Annotated in this window: 15 protein-coding genes; 7 read left to right on the top strand and 8 right to left on the bottom strand. The window is 69.6% G+C overall.

Annotated features, from left to right (window positions below):
- Positions 1-44: 44 nt before the first annotated feature.
- From HNQ07_RS02980 to icd, 8 genes are all read right to left on the bottom strand, one after another.
- A complete protein-coding gene (locus tag HNQ07_RS02980) occupies positions 45-1,130 on the bottom strand; it encodes a PA0069 family radical SAM protein (RefSeq protein WP_184109391.1) in 1,086 nt (361 codons plus the stop codon).
- 92 nt (positions 1,131-1,222) lie between these two features.
- The gene (locus tag HNQ07_RS02975) at positions 1,223-2,755 is read right to left on the bottom strand and encodes a B12-binding domain-containing radical SAM protein (RefSeq protein WP_184109390.1); all 1,533 of its coding nucleotides are present in this window, start codon (positions 2,753-2,755) and stop codon (positions 1,223-1,225) included.
- 122 nt (positions 2,756-2,877) lie between these two features.
- On the bottom strand, positions 2,878-3,285 hold the full coding sequence (locus HNQ07_RS02970; protein WP_184109389.1) for a cupin domain-containing protein: 408 nt from the start codon (positions 3,283-3,285) through the stop codon (positions 2,878-2,880).
- 69 nt (positions 3,286-3,354) lie between these two features.
- Positions 3,355-3,765 (bottom strand): hypothetical protein, encoded by a 411-nt coding sequence (locus HNQ07_RS02965; protein WP_229831768.1) that lies wholly within the window; start codon positions 3,763-3,765, stop codon positions 3,355-3,357.
- The gene (locus tag HNQ07_RS02960) at positions 3,758-4,246 is read right to left on the bottom strand and encodes a Panacea domain-containing protein (RefSeq protein ID WP_184109388.1); all 489 of its coding nucleotides are present in this window, start codon (positions 4,244-4,246) and stop codon (positions 3,758-3,760) included. The genes HNQ07_RS02965 and HNQ07_RS02960 overlap by 8 nt, the downstream gene beginning before the upstream one ends.
- A 68-nt stretch (positions 4,247-4,314) precedes the next feature.
- Positions 4,315-5,085: a class I SAM-dependent methyltransferase gene (locus HNQ07_RS02955; RefSeq protein WP_184109387.1), complete on the bottom strand. Its 771-nt coding sequence runs from the start codon at positions 5,083-5,085 to the stop codon at positions 4,315-4,317.
- Positions 5,082-5,420 (bottom strand): hypothetical protein, encoded by a 339-nt coding sequence (locus tag HNQ07_RS23930; RefSeq protein WP_229831769.1) that lies wholly within the window; start codon positions 5,418-5,420, stop codon positions 5,082-5,084. Before HNQ07_RS23930 ends, HNQ07_RS02955 begins: the two co-directional genes overlap by 4 nt.
- Positions 5,421-5,507: 87 nt before the next feature.
- Complete coding sequence (gene icd / locus HNQ07_RS02945) at positions 5,508-6,758, bottom strand: NADP-dependent isocitrate dehydrogenase (protein WP_184109386.1); 1,251 nt, start codon at positions 6,756-6,758, stop codon at positions 5,508-5,510.
- A gap of 221 nt (positions 6,759-6,979) precedes the next feature.
- On the opposite strand from icd, the gene HNQ07_RS02940 reads away from it, so the two are divergent.
- The 7 genes from HNQ07_RS02940 (at position 6,980) to HNQ07_RS02910 (ending at position 16,462) form a co-directional block, all read left to right on the top strand.
- Complete coding sequence (locus HNQ07_RS02940; protein WP_229831770.1) at positions 6,980-7,213, top strand: hypothetical protein; 234 nt, start codon at positions 6,980-6,982, stop codon at positions 7,211-7,213.
- A 93-nt stretch (positions 7,214-7,306) separates the two neighbouring features.
- On the top strand, positions 7,307-8,242 hold the full coding sequence (locus HNQ07_RS02935) for a carbohydrate ABC transporter permease (RefSeq protein ID WP_184109384.1): 936 nt from the start codon (positions 7,307-7,309) through the stop codon (positions 8,240-8,242).
- Positions 8,235-9,155, top strand: a complete 921-nt coding sequence (locus HNQ07_RS02930) for a carbohydrate ABC transporter permease (protein WP_184109383.1) — start codon at positions 8,235-8,237, stop codon at positions 9,153-9,155. Before HNQ07_RS02935 ends, HNQ07_RS02930 begins: the two co-directional genes overlap by 8 nt.
- A gap of 64 nt (positions 9,156-9,219) precedes the next feature.
- Positions 9,220-9,597 (top strand): hypothetical protein, encoded by a 378-nt coding sequence (locus HNQ07_RS02925; protein WP_184109382.1) that lies wholly within the window; start codon positions 9,220-9,222, stop codon positions 9,595-9,597.
- 33 nt (positions 9,598-9,630) lie between these two features.
- Positions 9,631-11,004: an FAD-dependent oxidoreductase gene (locus HNQ07_RS02920; protein WP_184109381.1), complete on the top strand. Its 1,374-nt coding sequence runs from the start codon at positions 9,631-9,633 to the stop codon at positions 11,002-11,004.
- Positions 11,005-11,301: 297 nt separating this feature from the next.
- Complete coding sequence (locus HNQ07_RS02915) at positions 11,302-12,987, top strand: winged helix-turn-helix domain-containing protein (protein WP_184109380.1); 1,686 nt, start codon at positions 11,302-11,304, stop codon at positions 12,985-12,987.
- Positions 12,980-16,462 carry a diguanylate cyclase gene (locus HNQ07_RS02910; protein WP_184109379.1) on the top strand — a complete coding sequence of 1,161 codons (3,483 nt, stop codon included), beginning with the start codon at positions 12,980-12,982 and terminating at the stop codon, positions 16,460-16,462. Before HNQ07_RS02915 ends, HNQ07_RS02910 begins: the two co-directional genes overlap by 8 nt.
- The last annotated feature ends 12 nt before the right edge of the window (positions 16,463-16,474 follow it).

Raw genomic sequence — 16,474 nt, 5'->3', positions numbered from 1 at the left:
GAGCTTGACTGGAATTGACGCCGCTGGACGTGGCATTTGAAAACTCAGTCGAGTGGGTCGAACAGCGACGGCATCGCGCTGGGCACCCGGAAGCGCGTCACGTCGAGCGCCACGCCGGGTTTCGGCAGCCCGGCCTGCCGCAGGGCCGCGCGGAACAGGGCGCGCAGGCCCTCGGCGTACGGCCCGGTGCCGGTCATGCGCTGCCCAAAGCGCGGGTCGTTCAGGTCACCCCCCCGCACCTCGCGGATCAGGGCCTCCACGCGGGCGCGGCGCTCCGGCTGCTCGCGCGCCAGCCAGTCGAGAAACAGGTCGGCGGTCACGCCGGGAAAGTGCACGACGTTGTACCCGGCATCCACCGCACCGGCGCGGGCGGCCTCGCGCACGATGCGCGGCAGTTCGTCGTCGTTCAGGCCGGGAATGACCGGGCCGACCATCACACTGACGGGCACGCCCGCGTCGGTCAGGCGGGCCACGGCGTCCAGCCGGGCCTGCGCCGTGCTGGTGCGCGGCTCCATGCTCCGGCGGAGGGCCTCGTCCAGCGTGGTGATGCTCAGCGCGACGCGCACGAGGTTGCGCCGCGCCAGCTCCGCCAGCACATCCAGATCGCGGGTGATCAGCGCGTTTTTCGTGATCAGGGCCACCGGGTTGCGGTAGTCCAGCAGCACCTCCAGGCACGCGCGGGTCAGGCGGTAGTGCCGCTCGGCCGGCTGGTAGATGTCGGTCACGCCGCTCATGGCGATCACCTGCGGCGTCCACTTGCGTGCGGCGAGCTCCCGGCGCAGCAGGGTCGCCGCGTCCAGCTTGACCAGGATCTTCGACTCGAAGTCCAGCCCCGCGCTGAGGCCCAGGAATTCGTGGGTAGGCCGGGCGTAGCAGTACGTGCAGCCGTGCTCGCAGCCCCGGTACGGATTGATGCTGGCCCGGAACGGAATGTCCGGCGAAGTGTTCGTGGCGATGACCGTGCGCGCGTGGTCGCGGTAGAACTGCGTCCGCGGCGCGTGCTCGCGCAGCTCGAAGCCCTCCTCGTCGGTGTGCTGCGGATCGTACGACAGGCGCTCGAAGCGCACCGGCACGTTGAACGCCGCGCCCCGTCCACGCACGCTGGGCAGGACGGGGCGCGGCTCGGTCATACCGCAGTATACAGAATTTACCCGCTCAGTTCTCGTGAGGGCGTAATGATGTCGGGCGCTGGGCAGACGTACTCTTCAAAGCTCGAACCCCATTACACCGCCAGGCCCTGCGCGTGTGCCGAGACCTCGCGCGGCTCGTACTGGCCGGGCGGCAGGTCGATGGCGGGGGCGTTCGACTCGAACTCGTCGTGCCAGCCGACCTCGTCCAGCGCCTTCTTCCACGCGCCGATGCTCTCGTTCCGGTAGATCTGGTACGCGGCCATCCCGACCTCGGGGCCGCCACGCGCGATCACGGATTCCACCCACGCCCACTTGGCCGACACGTTGCGGAGTTCGGCGGTGGTGCGCAGCTCCTTCTGGATGCGCTTCATGCGCTTCTCGATGGTCTGCACGCCCGCGAAGGGATCGGCGAAGTGCGGCGTGTGGCGTTTGGGCACAAAGGGACTGATCCCCAGGGCAATGCGGTTGATGCCCGCAAGCTCCTTCGTGAATGAGATCAGTTCGCTGATGTCGTCGTCGTTCTCCGGCCCCAGGCCGATCATCATGTAGACCTTGATGCCCTTGAAACCCAGGTCGCGGCTGATGTGCGCGGTCTTGAGCAGGTCCTCGGTGGTGATGCCCTTTTTCAGCCAGCGGCGCAGGCGCTCGCTTGGGGCGTCGCTCGCCACGGTGAAGGTGCGCAGGCCGCCGGCCTTGAGGATCTCCGCGAGTTCGGCGTCCACCGTGTCGGCGCGGATGCTGCTCACGCCGAGCTTGATGCCGCGCTCGGTCAGGGTGCGGCCCACGTACTTGGTGTGCGGGAAGTCCGACAGCGCCGCACCGACCAGTCCGACCTTCTCAACCCAGTCGGGGATGGTGTCCAGCAGTTCCTGAGCCTGGTTGTTGCGGTTGGGGCCGTACATGGTCCTGGCCAGGCAGAAGGTGCACGGGCGGGGGCAGCCGCGCTGCGCCTCGACCAGGAACATGTTGCTGAGTTCCGAGTGCGGCGTGACGATCTGGGAGTACGCCGGCAGCAGTTCCTTGGGCGCGGTCGCCCACGTGGGCTCGTGCGAGTGCCGCGCCGGCAGGAAGATGCCGGGCATGCCGTCGATCAGGTCGTAGAAGTCCTCGCGGGTGGCCGCCTGGCGCAGCGCTTCCGATACCACGGGCACGATCTGCTCGCCGTCCCCGATCACGATCACGTCCGCGAAGGGCGTCAGGGGGTACGGATTGCTGCTGGTGAGCGGCCCGCCGATCATCACGATGGCGTCGGTGTCGTCGCGTTCCTCGCGCAGCGGGCGCAGTCCGGCCACGTCCAGCGTCCGGATGATGTTGGTCAGGTCGAGTTCGAAGGACACGCTCAGCGCGAACAGTTCGCAGTCCCCGGCGTCGCGGCCGGTCTCGACGGTGGGCAGGGCCTGCCCCGTGCGCTCGAAGGCGTCCACGTCGTCCGGCAGGAACGCGCGCTCACACGCCACGCCGTCCTCGTTGTTGAACATCCGGTAGATGACCTGATAGCCCAGCGAGGCCATACCCACCGAGTAGCGGTTCGGGAAGGCCAGGGTCACGCGGACGGGGGCGTGCTTGAACATCGTGCCGGTTTCCACGTCCAGCAGGGGTTTGATGGTGGTACGCCAGTAACTCAAAAGTCCTCCGGGAAGGCGCCCGTGGACTCCAGAATCAGGAAGAGGCCGCGCGCGTCACAGCCATGCAGTGTACCCGAATATGTTCCCTGAAAAGAAGCCGGGCTCACGTGCGAACGGCCGCGTCACGGCTGCGGAACGCCCGTCACCTCGCCGTCCCGCTCGACATCGGCGAGAAAGCCGTTCCAGCCCCCCGCCGGCTCCAGCACCGGGAACGAGACGACCAGAAGCCGCACCGGGGCGTCGCCGGGAATGCGGTAGCCGTGCTCGATCCCCCTCGGCAGGTACACGAAGCCGCCGCGCTCCACGTGGAAGTGCTGCTCACCACACCGGAAGGTCAGGTCGCCGTCCAGGACGTAGAACAGTTCATCCTCGGTGTCATGGGTGTGGTCCGGTGGTTCCTCGCCCCGGCGGGTGGTGTATTCCGTCAGGGTGGCGCCCCGACCATGCCGGAGTTCGCCGGCCTTGACCGTGAAGTCGATTCCGTACCGGTATGTCCAGCCGTCACCGGCTTTAAGCGCGTAGGGCTTCATGCGGCACCTCCCAGGGCCTGAACGTGGCATCAACGGAAAGGACCGGGCTGGCCCAGGCGTGGCCCTCCCCTACTCCTTCTCCGGCCCGCTGGGGTACAGCCAGCGCAGGAACACCAGGAACAGGCCGATGACGGTGGCGGTGCTGGTCGTCAGGAACGCGATGATGATGGTTGGATCGAGCCGGAAGGGCCGCCCGAACAGCGTGCCCAGACCCTGCGCCAGCGTGAGGGAGACGTCGGCGACCAGCCACAGCACGGACACGCCGAACACGCTCAGGCCGATCAGCAGCCGCAGCAGGCGCTGGTCGAGGGCCTCGCGGTAGCGCAGTTCGCGGGTGCGCGTCTCAAGGTCGGCGTTGCGGCGCTCGGCGGCCACGCCCTGCCGGATGGCCCGCTCGATGGGGGACGCCGTGTCGGCCGGTGGAACCAGCACCTCGTCCGGGCCAGCAGGAAGCGCCGGCGACGCGCCGGGTTCACGCACTGCGGGCGAGTCCCGTGTAGTACTCGCGGGTGATCTCGTTGGGAATCAGGTCGGCGCTCTGGCCGTACACCTGCGACCACGGACTGCCGCGCGTGTGGGTCAGGCGCGACAGTTCCACGCCGTCCATGCCGCCATAGGCGTTCCACACTGAGCGGATGACCTCCATCGCCTCGGCGTCGCTGCCGACGTCCGGCTCTCCGGCCGACACGGGCAGCGGAGCGTCGATGGGACGGGTGCCGCGCTCGCCCCAGTGCTGCCACAGCCGGCGCACCACCGGGCCGTTCTTCCACGCGTGGACGGTGTTGTACATCAGCGGGCGGCCCAGCAGCGCGAGCGTGAAGCCGTGCGCGATGAACACCAGCTTGTGCACCTGCATCTGCGTGAGCTGCCGGCCCTCGGCGCGGGCGAGGTCGAGAAGGGTGTTCGCCACGACCTCGGCGGCGTAGCCGGTGCGGCGGGGATCGTCGATGGCGGTGGTCATGGCGGCGAACCTCCTTCCGGTCCCGGGACGGCGGACCGCGTTCTGTCCTCAGCGTAACACACCGGCGGTCAGTCGAGCGTACCCAGGAAGGCGTGCGTGCGGTAGCCGAAGGGCACGGCCTCATCGTCCGCCGCCCCGTCCCGGTGGGCGTCGAAGGCAGCGTCCAGAACGGCCACCATCGCCGGGTACGCCCGGTCGTCCGGCGACGGCAGGTAACTCACACTGGCGGCCAGGGCGTGCAGCCGCGCGCGGGTCAGGATGACCTCGTGGGTGAACGCCAGGGCCTCGAACCCGCCGGGCAGCAGCGCCGGCAGGCGCTCCTCCGGCACGCGCGTCGCCACATCCGGCGTGCCCGGCGCCAGGAACGGCCGGATGGTCTCGCCGTACGCCCGGTTGAAGGGCAACTCGACGCCGCGCCAGTCGTTCCACACCAGCAGCACCCGCCCGCCCGGCCGCAGCACCCGCCGGAACTCCTGCACGGTGGGTGCGGGATCGAACCAGTGGGCCGCCTGCGCCGCCGTGATCAGACCTACCAACGCGTCCGGCAGGCCGGTCGCCTCCGAGGTGCCGTCCTGCACCGTCAGCCGGCCGCCCGGCACGGCGTCTGCCAGAGCGGTCCCGAGCTGGGCGCGCATCTCCGGATTCGGCTCGACGGCCACCACATGCGCGCCGTGGTCGAGCAGCAGCCGCGTGAACAGCCCGGTGCCCGCGCCGATGTCGGCCACCGGCGCGTCCAGCAGCCCCGCCGCGCGCAGCCACTGGCCCAGCGCCGCCGGATAGCCCGGCCGGGCGGCCGCGTACACGTCCGCGCGGCCCAGAAAGCGGTCGGGGTTCGTCATGCGTCCACCCCGCCCGTGGTCGGGAGATCGGAGGTGGTGACGGGAGCCGGACTGCCCGCCGAGGGCGTGGTGAAGGCGGACGAGGCCGTGTCCAGCCGCACCGCGCCGTCCGGCCCCGAGCGGCCCGGCGGGCGCCACGCGCTGGTGACGAAGTACACCAGGCCCGACAGCAGGCCGGTGAAGATCAGGAACCACAGCAGCCGCGACAGCACGCCGGCCGTGCCGACCACGAAGGCGCCCACGCCGACCATCACCTGCCCCAGCAGCCACAGCAGCGCCAGCGCCACCACGGCCAGCAGAACCACCCCGATCAGGGCCAGCAGGAGACGTGCCATGCGGCGAGCATAGAGCACGGGCGGCACCCCGGACGCACGAGAAACGGGGCGCGGCCCGCGAGCCACGCCCCGTTCCCGGTGCGCCGGTCAGCCCATGTTGGCGATCAGGGCGTCCGCGAACGCTGTGGTGCCGACCTGGGTGGGGCTGTCCATCAGTCGGGCGAAGTCGTAGGTCACGACCTTCTGGCCGATGGTCTTGCTCATGCTGCCCAGGATCAGGTCGGCGGCCTCGCTCCAGCCCATGTGGCGCAGCATCATCTCGCCCGAGAGGATCACGGAGCTGGGGTTGATGACGTCCTTGTCGGCGTATTTGGGCGCGGTGCCGTGGGTGGCCTCGAAGACCGCGTGGCCGGTCACGTAGTTGATGTTGGCGCCGGGCGCGATGCCGATGCCGCCGACCTGCGCGGCCAGCGCGTCGCTGATGTAGTCGCCGTTGAGGTTCAGGGTAGCGATCACGTCGTACTCGGCGGGGCGCAGGATGATCTGCTGGAGGAAGGCGTCCGCGATCACGTCCTTGATGACGATACCGTTCGGGAGCTTCAGCCACGGGCCACCGTCGATCTCCACGCCGCCGAACTCGCTCTTGGCCAGGGCGTAGCCCCAGTCGCGGAACGAGCCTTCCGTGAACTTCATGATGTTGCCCTTGTGCACCAGCGTCACGCTCTTGCGGCCGTTGTCGATGGCGTACTGGATGGCGGCGCGCACGAGGCGCTCGGTGCCCTCCTTGCTGACCGGCTTCACGCCCAGGGAGCTCGTCTCGGGGAAGCGGATCTTCTTCACGCCCATCTCGTTTTGCAGGAAGGCGAGGAACTTCTTGGCCTCGGGGGTGCCCTCCTGGTACTCGATGCCGGCGTAGATGTCCTCGGTGTTCTCGCGGAAGATCACCATGTCCACCAGTTCCGGCTGCTTGACGGGGCTGGGCACGCCGTCGAAGTACTGCACCGGGCGCAGGCACGCGTACAGGTCGAGTTCCTGGCGCAGCGCCACGTTGATGGAGCGGATGCCGCCGCCGACCGGCGTGGTGAGCGGCCCCTTGATGCCGATCAGGTACTCGTCGAAGGCCTGGACGGTCTCGGCGGGCAGCCACTCGTTCTCGCCGTAGACCTCGGTGCTCTTCTCGCCCGCGTAGACCTCCATCCACGCGATCTTGCGCTCGCCGCCGTAGGCCTTCTCGACGGCGGCGTCCAGCACCCGCACGCTGGCCTTCCAGATGTCGCGCCCGGTGCCGTCGCCCTCCACGAAGGGCACCACCGGGGTGTTCGGCACGCTGAGCTTGCCGTCTTGCATGGTGATCTTCTCGCCCTGCGCGGGCACCTGGATATGGGATGCGCTGGTCATAGCGCCTGCACTGTAGCGCCCCGGGATGACATGGGACGCGGCGGTGTCCATGTGACCTTCACCGGACCGTCATGTGCGCCGGCGCCCATGGATGAGCTTTCCACCAAGGGTCGCTCCGGGGTTGATGGCCGCCGCCTGAGACCGGCCTCACACCGACGGCCGAGCTTCGGCGCACGCTATGCGTACCCACACGGGAAACCACCGACAGGAGGATGTCAACCATGAGTGACAAGAACACTGCCGAGAACCTGCTGGACGCCGCCAAGGCCAAGGTGAACGAGGCCGCCGACCGCGCCCGTGAAGCCGGCCACAACATCGCGCACGCGGTGACCGGCCACGCCTCAGACAAGGCCGAGGCCCTGGAAGACCGCGCCAAGGCTGAGGTCCACAACCGCGAGGCCCACGCCGAGTACAACGAGGGCAAGCGCGAGGCCAAGGACGGCGACGGCCACTAAACCCTGAGTCTCGATCTTCCCTGACCCGCTTCCGGACACCCGGGGGCGGGCTTCTTCATGCCGGGCCGGCGCGGAGTGCGTACACTACCGCCCATGACCTCCACCCCCACCCGCCGGTCGCGACGGGCGGAGCATCGCCAGGGCGCTGCGGGCGCACGCCGGACGCTGGGCAACACCATGATCGCCTACGCCTTCATGCTGCCCTTCCTGATCCTGCTGGTGATGTTCCACACCTGGCCGGTGCTGTTCGGCACCTTCCTGGCCTTCAACTCGTACAACATCATCAGCCCGCCGCAGTGGGTGGGCCTGGACAACTTCCGTGAACTGTTTCAGGACGAGCAGTTCTGGAGTGGCCTGCGCAACTCGCTGAAGTACATCCTGGTCGTACCCGTGATCCAGGTGATCAGTATCCTGGTCGCGCTGCTGGTCAACCGGCCCCTCAAGGGCATCGGGTTTTTCCGCACGGCGTACTACGTGCCGGTCGTGACGTCCTTCGCGGTGGTGGGCCTGATCTGGTCGTGGATGTATCAGCAGGGCGGCCCGGTGAACACCGTGCTACGCACCCTCGGCCTGGCCTCGGATGACCGCAGCCTGCTGAACAACCCCGCCACCGCCCTGCTGGCCGTGATGTTCGTGACGCTGTGGAAGGGCATCGGGTACTACATGGTGCTGTACCTCGCCGGGCTCCAGAACGTCAGCCAGGAACTCGACGACGCCGCCACCATCGACGGCGCGACGCGCTGGCAGGTGTTCTGGAACGTCACCGTTCCGGGGCTGCGGCCGACCATCCTGGTGTGCTCGCTGCTGTCGACCATCAGCGCGATCAAGGTGTTCGAGGAGATCGTGGTCATGACCCAGGGCGGCCCGGCCGGGAGCACGTACTCGGTGCTGTTCTACTCGTACTCGCGCGCCTTCCAGGACTTCAAGTACGGGCTGGCCGCGGCGTCGAGCATCATCGTGGCGCTGATCAGCATCGTGTTCGGACTGATCAACTTCCGCCTGACGCGCGGGGGCCGCAGCGATGCTTGAGACCGCCACCCCCACCCGCCCCGCCGCGCATCCGACGGCGGCCCAGCTCCGGGCACGCCGGCAGCGCCGCGAACGCCTCACGAACGCCGCCGCCTACACCGTGCTCGTCGTGATCGCGCTGATCATGCTGTACCCCTTCTACTGGACACTGATCACGTCGCTGGAACCGACCGGCAACATCTACGAGGCCAAGCTGCTGCCGCAGTCGCTCGGCATCAAGAACTACCACGAGGTCTGGGTCGGCACGACCGTGCCGTTCTGGCGCATGATCATCAACAGCATGGTCATCTGCACGGCCGGCGTACTCCTGACCGTCACGTGCGCCGCGCTGGCCGCGTACCCGCTGGCGAAGATGACCTTCCCGGGCCGCGACCTGATCTTCTACGCGATCCTGATCCTGCTGGTGCTGCCCAACGAGGCGGGGCTGATCGTCAACTACATCACCGTGACCAAGCTGGGGCTGCTGCGCTTCGACGACCCCTTCCTGCGCGCCTTCGGACAGTACGCGGCGGTGGTGCTGCCGGGCATCGCCTCCATCTTCGGGCTGTTCCTGTTCCGTCAGGCCTATCTGGGCGTGCCCACCGAACTGCTGGAGGCCGCGCGCATCGACGGCGCGTCGGAGCTCTCCATCTGGCGCAAGATCATGCTGCCGCTCGCGCTGCCCACCGTGGCCGCCTTCGCCATCCTGGAGTTCGTGGCGTACTGGAACTCGTTCCTGTGGGCACGCATCGTCATCCAGGACAAGGAATTGTTGCCGCTGTCGGCCGGATTGCTGGAACTCTCCGGCACGTTTTCCACCAACAGCCGCGCGGTGATGGCCGGCGCGATCCTGATGATCATCCCGATCCTGCTCGTGTTCGCGTTCGGGCAGCGCTACTTCATGAAGGGCCTGGAAGGCGCGGTCAAGGGATAGCGCCGACCCGCCGCACATGGTCACATGGGCACCGCGCGGCTTCCCGACCTGCCACGATGGCGTCATGAAGCGCCTGCCCGTCGCCGCGATGGCCTGCCTGGTGCTGGCCTCCTGCACCCAAGTGCCCCGCACCGAGATTTTCCTGATGGACGTCAGGTCCGTCAAGCTCCCGGCCAGCGTGGCGGCCACTGACCCCATGGACGTGGTGGTCGAGGTGACGGTCGGCGGGTGTAGACGGTTTGACCATGTCGAGGGCGCCCGCACGGCGTCGCACCTCACGCTTCTGGTCTACGGAAGGCAGCCGGCCGGCACGGGTGTGCCCTGCACCGCCGACATCGGCTGGGAGAAGCACACCTACACCGATCCCGGCACACCCGCCCGCACCGCCCCCTTCGAGGTCACCGTGAACGGGACGGGCCGGGGCATCGTCGACGTTCACTAACGCCCGGCAGGGCTGCGCTACCGTGACGGCTCGATGACCCTCCCCTACTCCACCGTGGACAGAAGCTGGGACGTGATCGTGGCCGGGGGCGGCACCGCCGGGGCCATGGCCGGCATTGCGGCGGCCCGCACGGGCGCGCGGGTGCTGGTCGTGGAGGCGCAGGGCAGCCTGGGCGGCACCGGCACGAACGCGTGGGTCACGCCGCTGATGCGCAACGTCTCGGGCGGCGAGAACCTGAACCGCGGCCTGACCGACGACCTCAAGGCGCGGCTCGCGGCGCGGGGCGACGGCGCGACCGACCCCGGCGGGAACGACAACTGGTTCAACCCCGAGGGCATGAAGGTCGTGCTGGAGCACATGTTGCTGGAGTCGGGCGGCGAGGTGCTGTACCACACGCACGTGGTGCAGCCGGTGCTGGACGGTGACCGCATTGCCGCGCTGGTGGTGCACAACAAGGGCGGGTTGCAGGCCTTGCGGGCGGCGGCGTTTATCGACGCGACCGGAGACGCAGACGTGGCGGCCCTGAGCGGCGTGCCCATGCGCGGCGGCGACGAGGACGGCGTGCACCAGGCGATGAGCCTGCGCTTCACGCTCGCGGGCGTGGACACGGCGCGGCTGTGCGCGTTCCTGCGCGAGCACGGGCAGTGGCAGGACAGCCCACAATTCCTGCACTTCTGGATGGTGTGGGGCAAGGGCAGCACCCTCGAACCCGTGTTCCGTCAGGCGATCTCGGCGGGCGTACTGCTGGAGCGCGACGGCGACTACTTCCAGGGCTTCAGCGTGCCGGGCCGGCCGGGCGAGATCAGCTTCAACTGCCCGCGCATCCGCCCGGACCTGCACGACGGCGCCGATCCGTGGCAGCTCTCGGCGGCGCAGGTGGACGGCCGCGAGGCCATCGACCGCCTGACGGCGTTCTGCCGGGCCTTCCTGCCGGGCTGCCAGAGCGCCTTCATCGGGGTGATCGCGCCGATGGTGGGCATCCGCGAGTCGCGGCGCATCATCGGGGACTACACGCTGACGCTGGAGGACATCCTGGACTGCGCGCGCTTCGACGACTCGATCTGCCGCAACCACTACCCGGTGGACATCCATTCCGTCAGGGGTGGCGAGCGGCTGCTGCACGACCGCGAGGGCAGCGCGCCGTATTTCGCCAAGGACGCCTACCACGAGATTCCCTTCCGCTGCCTCGTGCCGGTGGGCGTGCAGAACCTGCTGGTGCCGGGCCGGGCCGCGTCCAGCACCTTCGAGGCGCAGTCGAGCATCCGCGTGCAGCAGAACTGCCACAGCATGGGCGAGGCGGCCGGGATCGCGGCCGCGTGGGCGGCGGCCTCGCACCGCGGCCATGTGCGCCGTGTGCCGACCGACGATCTGCGCCACGAGTTGCGCCGGCGCGGCGGCGTGGTGTGAGGCCGGACCGCTTGGAGAGATGAGAACGCCGGCTCCCGCCAGAACGGCCCTGACGCGCGTGCAGATCGGTCTCTACCACTGCCGCGCCGGGCGACGTCAATGAGAGGAATCTGTAAGCCTCCGCCTGAAAGCATGCAGTATGCCGTTTACTTCACATCGCCGCCGCAACACCCTGCGCGATGTGAGCCGCTGTCTTCCCTGCCCCCTGACCATGCCTGACGCTCCGGATCACCACGTCCCGCCTGCCCAGACCGTCGCCGTCGCCGGTCCGGGGGGCGCCTGCCGGTGGGACGGCCCATGAGCGCAGCGGTGGACTCGTCGGCGCGGGCGTCGCTGACCGCCAAGGAGGAGGCGCTGTTCGAGCTGCTCGACCGTCACCCGGGCCGGCTGTTCAGCCGCTCTGAGATCCTCGAACGCGTGTGGGGCCTCGAGTTCGATGGAGACGACCGGATCGTGGACGCGTACGTCAAACGCATCCGCCGCAAGACCGGCGAGCACCTCATCGAGACGGTGCGCGGCGCTGGGTACCGGCGGCCGGGCGTGCCGCTGCACCAGCAGTCGCTGCCGCACGCCCGGCACCTCTCGGCGGACGCGCGGATGCTGCTCGACCTGGGCCGCCGCATCCTGCGCGTGGCGTCCACCGACGGCGTGTTGCAGGAGGTCGAGGCGACGCTGGCCGGCGCCCTGTTCCTGCGCGGCGTGGCGCTGCTCACCCGGCCCGACGCCGGCGCCTCGCGCCTGCCCATGCCGTGGCTGGTGCGCGGCGCGGCCGGCTCGACCAGCATTCCGTGGTCGGACCTGCCGGAGGTGCTGGGGCCAGAGCCGCGGTACCTGCACGCGTGGGGCACTCCCAGCCAGCCGGCCGCGCTGCTGCCGCTGGCCGGCGCCGACGCCGTGTGGGGCACGCTGGCGGTCGTGGGCGCGCCGGGCGTGACGTGGGACGTGAACACCTACGCGCAGCTGGAGGCGGTGGCGTCGCTGGTCAATCCCGCGCTGCGCCTGAACATGGAGATCGACCTGCGCCGCACGGCGGAACAGGAGCTGCGGGTGCTGAATGCCGGACTGGAAAAGCGCGTCGAGCAGCGCACCGAACAGCTGCTGCGGGCCATCCAGCACGCCGAGTTGCTGAACCTCCTGTCGCGGCAGCTGGAGCAGGCGCACAGCGTGCCGGACCTCCTGCGGCGCGGCCTGCCGATCCTGGCGCGGCTCACCGGCTTCGGGGCCTGCGCCGCGTGGTCCGCGGACCCGCACGGTCCGGCGCTGGGTGCCTACCGGCAAGACGGCGTGCCCCTGGAGGCCCCCGATCCCGGCCTGCCGGACGGCGTGCGCGTGCGCTGTGACGTGAACGGGCACGGCCTGACCCTCCACGCCTTCGATCCGGACGGCCGGCAGCGCGGCTCCCCGGAGGCGGCTCCCCTGCTGGAGACGGCGGCACAGTCCCTGGCGCTGCACCTGTCGCGGCACCTGCACCTGCAGGCCATGGAGCGGACCGCGCTGACCGACGAGTCCACCGGGCTGGGCAACCGGCAGGCGTTCCTGGCGGACTTCACGGCGGAGGTGGCGTTCGCGGCCCGCCACGGCGGCGGGTTCGCCGTGTCGATCGTGGAGGTGGCGAACATCCGGTTCCTGAACGCTACGGTCGGGTACGCGGGCGGCAACGACCTGATCCTGAACCTGGCCCGGCTGCTGGACGGCCGCCGCGTGGAGGACCGCGCGTACCGGCTGAACGGCGCGACCTTCGCGGTGCTGCTGCGCATCCCAGCCGGGCTCGACCGTGCGGCGGCGCTGCGCGGCTGGCGCCAGCGGCTGCTGGGGCGCCTGGACGAATTCGTGGCGGGCGCGCCCTTCCCGGTGGACCTGCTGGTGTCCGACAGCGTGTGCCCGGAGGACGGCACGCACGTATCGGAGCTGTTCAAGCTGGCGCTGGACCGGCTCGCTCCGTTTGCCGGGCGGCTGCCGCAGGGCAGGCGGTACCATGGGTGAACCAATGAACGACCTGCTGCTGGGATCACCGCCGCTGGCCGGTGGCGCCCCCACGGCCGACGGACCGGACGCCGCCGAACGGCTGGCCATGTACGCGGCGCGCTGTCTGGAACTGGCGGCAAACGGCGTCAGTGATGCGCTGGTGGACGCGTGCGGTGCCTACGCGGAGCAGGCCCGCGCCCTGAACGACGACGCGCACGAGGTCGAGGCGCTCGCCATGCTCGCCACGGCCGCGCAGCAGTGCAGTCAGTACAACGTGGCCGTAACTGCCCTGCAACGCGAGGTGGAACTCCGTGCCCGCAACGGCGACCGCGTGGGGCAGGGCCTGTGTCTGAACAACATCGGAATGGTGTGGTCGTACCTGGGCGCGCACGCGGATGCCCTGACGGCCCTGTACCAGTGCCAGAAACTGTGCGACCAGTACACCGAGATCCCGGACGACGTGCGCGCGGCGTGCAACGTGAACATCGGGCGCATCTTCCTGACGATGGCGCAGCCCGCGCAGGCGCTGTCGTTTCTGGAAGCCGGCCTGACCCAGGCGCAGCGCTGCGGCGACCTGGAAACCGAACTGGGCGCCATGGGCATGAGTGGCCTGGCGTACAAGGACCTCGCGGAGTTCGGGCGCGCGCAGGGGGTCCTCACGCAGGCCATCGCGCACGCCCGCGAGCACGACCTCACGCACCACCTGATCGACCTGTACGACAACGTGGGTCAGGTGCACTTCGATCAGGGTGCGCTGGACGAGGCGCTGGAGATGTTCGGGCAGTCGCTGTACTGGGCGACCGAATCCGGCGACGTGCAGGGCCGCGTGAACGCGATGCTCAGCCTGGGCCGCCTGGAGTTCCGCCGCGCGGACGCGGCCGCCGCGCGCGCGCACCTCGTCACGGCGCTGGACCTCGCGACCGCGCACGAGTTGCACACGTCGAAGCTCGCCATCCTCGAGAGCCTGTACGAGGGCCTGGAGGGCCAGGGCGTGCTCGCGGAGGCGTACCCCTACCTGCGCGCGTACCGCGAACTGGAACGCGAACTGTTCACCGAGGAGAACGAGCGCAAGACGCAGTCCCTGATGGCGCGCTTCGAGGCGGAACGCGCCCGGCGCGAGACCGAGATGTACCGGCAGCTCAACGACGCCTCGCAGCTCGCGCGCATCCAGGCCGAGGAGACGGTGCGGCTGCGCACGGCCGAGCTGGAGGCCGTGCAGATCGAGATCGTGAACCGCCTGGGGCTGGCGGCCGAGTACCGCGACGACAAGACCGGGCAGCACACCCGCCGCGTCGGGGAACTCAGCGCGTCGCTGGCCGGCGCGATGGGCCTGCCGCAGGAGGAGATCGACCTGCTGCGCTGGGCCGCGCGGCTGCACGACATCGGCAAGATCGGCGTCGGGGACGACATCCTACTCAAGAGTGGCCGCTATACCCCGGAAGAGTACGAGCGCATGAAGCTCCACACGGTGATCGGCGCGAAGGTGCTGGAGGGCAGCCAGTCGAGGCTGCTGCGCGTGGCCGAGGAGATCGCCATGACGCACCACGAGCGCTGGGACGGCACGGGCTACCCGCACGGCCTGGCGAGCACCACCATTCCGATCAGCGGCCGGATCGTGGCGGTCGCGGACGTGTTCGACGCTCTGATCACCGAGCGGCCGTACAAGGAGGCATGGCCGGTGCAGGCCGCGCTGGACGAGATGATGCGCCAGGCCGGCAGCCAGTTCGATCCGGACATCGTGCAGCACCTCGTGAACTTGGTCCACGGCACCGCCGCGACCGCCGCCACGGGAGGCCGCCCCGCCCCCGCGGCGGCCGCGCCGCTCCCGGCCGCTGCGGTGCCCGACCCACAGACGCTGGAGGTCCGGGAGTTGATCGACCGCGCGTGGGCGCTGCGGCGCAGCGATGCCAGGGCCGGCGCGGAGCTGGCCGTGCGGGCCATGGAGCTGACCCGACTGGGTCCCGACGAGCGCCTGCTGGGCCTCGCGCACCGGACCCAGGGCTACTACTGCTTCGACGCCGGCGACTACGAGGACGCCCTGTCGCACCTGTCGCAGGGGATGGACATCGGCGTGCGGCTGGACGACCCCGGTCTGCAGGCCGACTGCGCGAACTACATCGCGGCCGTGTACAACAACCTGCAGGACTATGCCAAGGCCACGGACCAGCTGAGTGTGGCCCTGCGCATCGCCCGCGAGCACATGGACCGCCTGCGTGAGGCGCAGCTGCTGCACAACCTCGGCAACCTCAGCTACCGCAACCGGGACTGGCACCAGGCGCAGCAGTTCGTGCAGGAGAGCCTGGATCTCTTCCGCGAGCTGGGCGACCTGCACGGCCAGGAAGACGCGCTGCACACGCTGGCCGTGATCGCCTTCGACCTGGACCAGATCGAGCTGGCGGCGCAGGCCGCGCAGGAGGCCGTCGCGATGGCGCGCGAGACGGGCAACGTCGCGGTCATGAACCTGGGGCTCGCCACCGCCGGCAAGGCCGCGGCGCGCCTGGGCGACGTGGAGCGCGGCAAGGCGCTGCTGCGCGAGGCGATCGAGCAGTCCGTCAACGCGGAGCTGGCGACGTCCGAGGCGTGGAACCGCTACGAACTCGGGCGCCTGCACCAAGAAGCCCACGAGTACGCCGAGGCCCGCACACTGCACCAGCAGGCGCTGGCCACCGTGCAGAGCAAGGGCATGCGCGACCTCGAGATGCAGATCTACCAGCAGCTCTCCGAGATCGCGGCGCACGAGGGCCGGCATTCGGAGGCGTTCACGTACTACCGACAGCACCACGAGCTGGAACGCGAGATCCATGACCAGGCGGCCGCCATGCGGACGCGCTCGATGATGTCGCAGCTCGAGGTGGAGCGCGCCAAGTCCGAGGCCGAGATCTACCGCCTGCGGACCATCGAACTCGCGCGGGCGAACGAGGCGCTGGAGCGCTCCAACGTCGAGAAGAGCAGCCTGGTGAACATGCTCGAGGAGCAGTCGCGCCTGCTGGAGCGCCAGCTGTCCGAAGACGGCCTGACCGGCCTGTTCAACCGCCGGCACATCGAGAACCTGCTCCAGGACGAATTCACGCAGGCGCGGGTCACGCGGCGCGCCCTGAGCGTCGCCATGGCCGACATCGACCACTTCAAGCAGATCAATGACCAGTACTCGCACCTGGTGGGCGATCAGGTGCTCAGAGCGGTCGCGCAGCTGTTCCAGTCGGCCGTGCGCGCGTCGGACGCGGTCGGGCGCTACGGGGGCGAGGAGTTCCTGTTCGTGTTCCCGAATACCGCGCTGGAGCAGGCGCTGGGCGTGTGCGAGCGCGTGCAGGACCTGGTGCGGGCCTACGACTGGTCGCAGATCCACCCGCGGCTGGTGGTGACGCTGTCGATCGGCGTGGCGTGCGAGCCGGGCGTCGCCAACCACGAGAAGCTGATCTCGGTGGCCGATGAGCAGCTGTACCGCGCCAAGCACGCCGGGCGCAACCAGATCCAGTCCGCGCTGTCGGAGTAGTCACCCGGCCAC

Source organism: Deinococcus metalli (assembly GCF_014201805.1).
GTDB lineage: Bacteria > Deinococcota > Deinococci > Deinococcales > Deinococcaceae > Deinococcus > Deinococcus metalli.
Note: the sequence above shows the minus strand (reverse complement) of the source record. Positions and strands in the feature narration are given on the sequence as shown.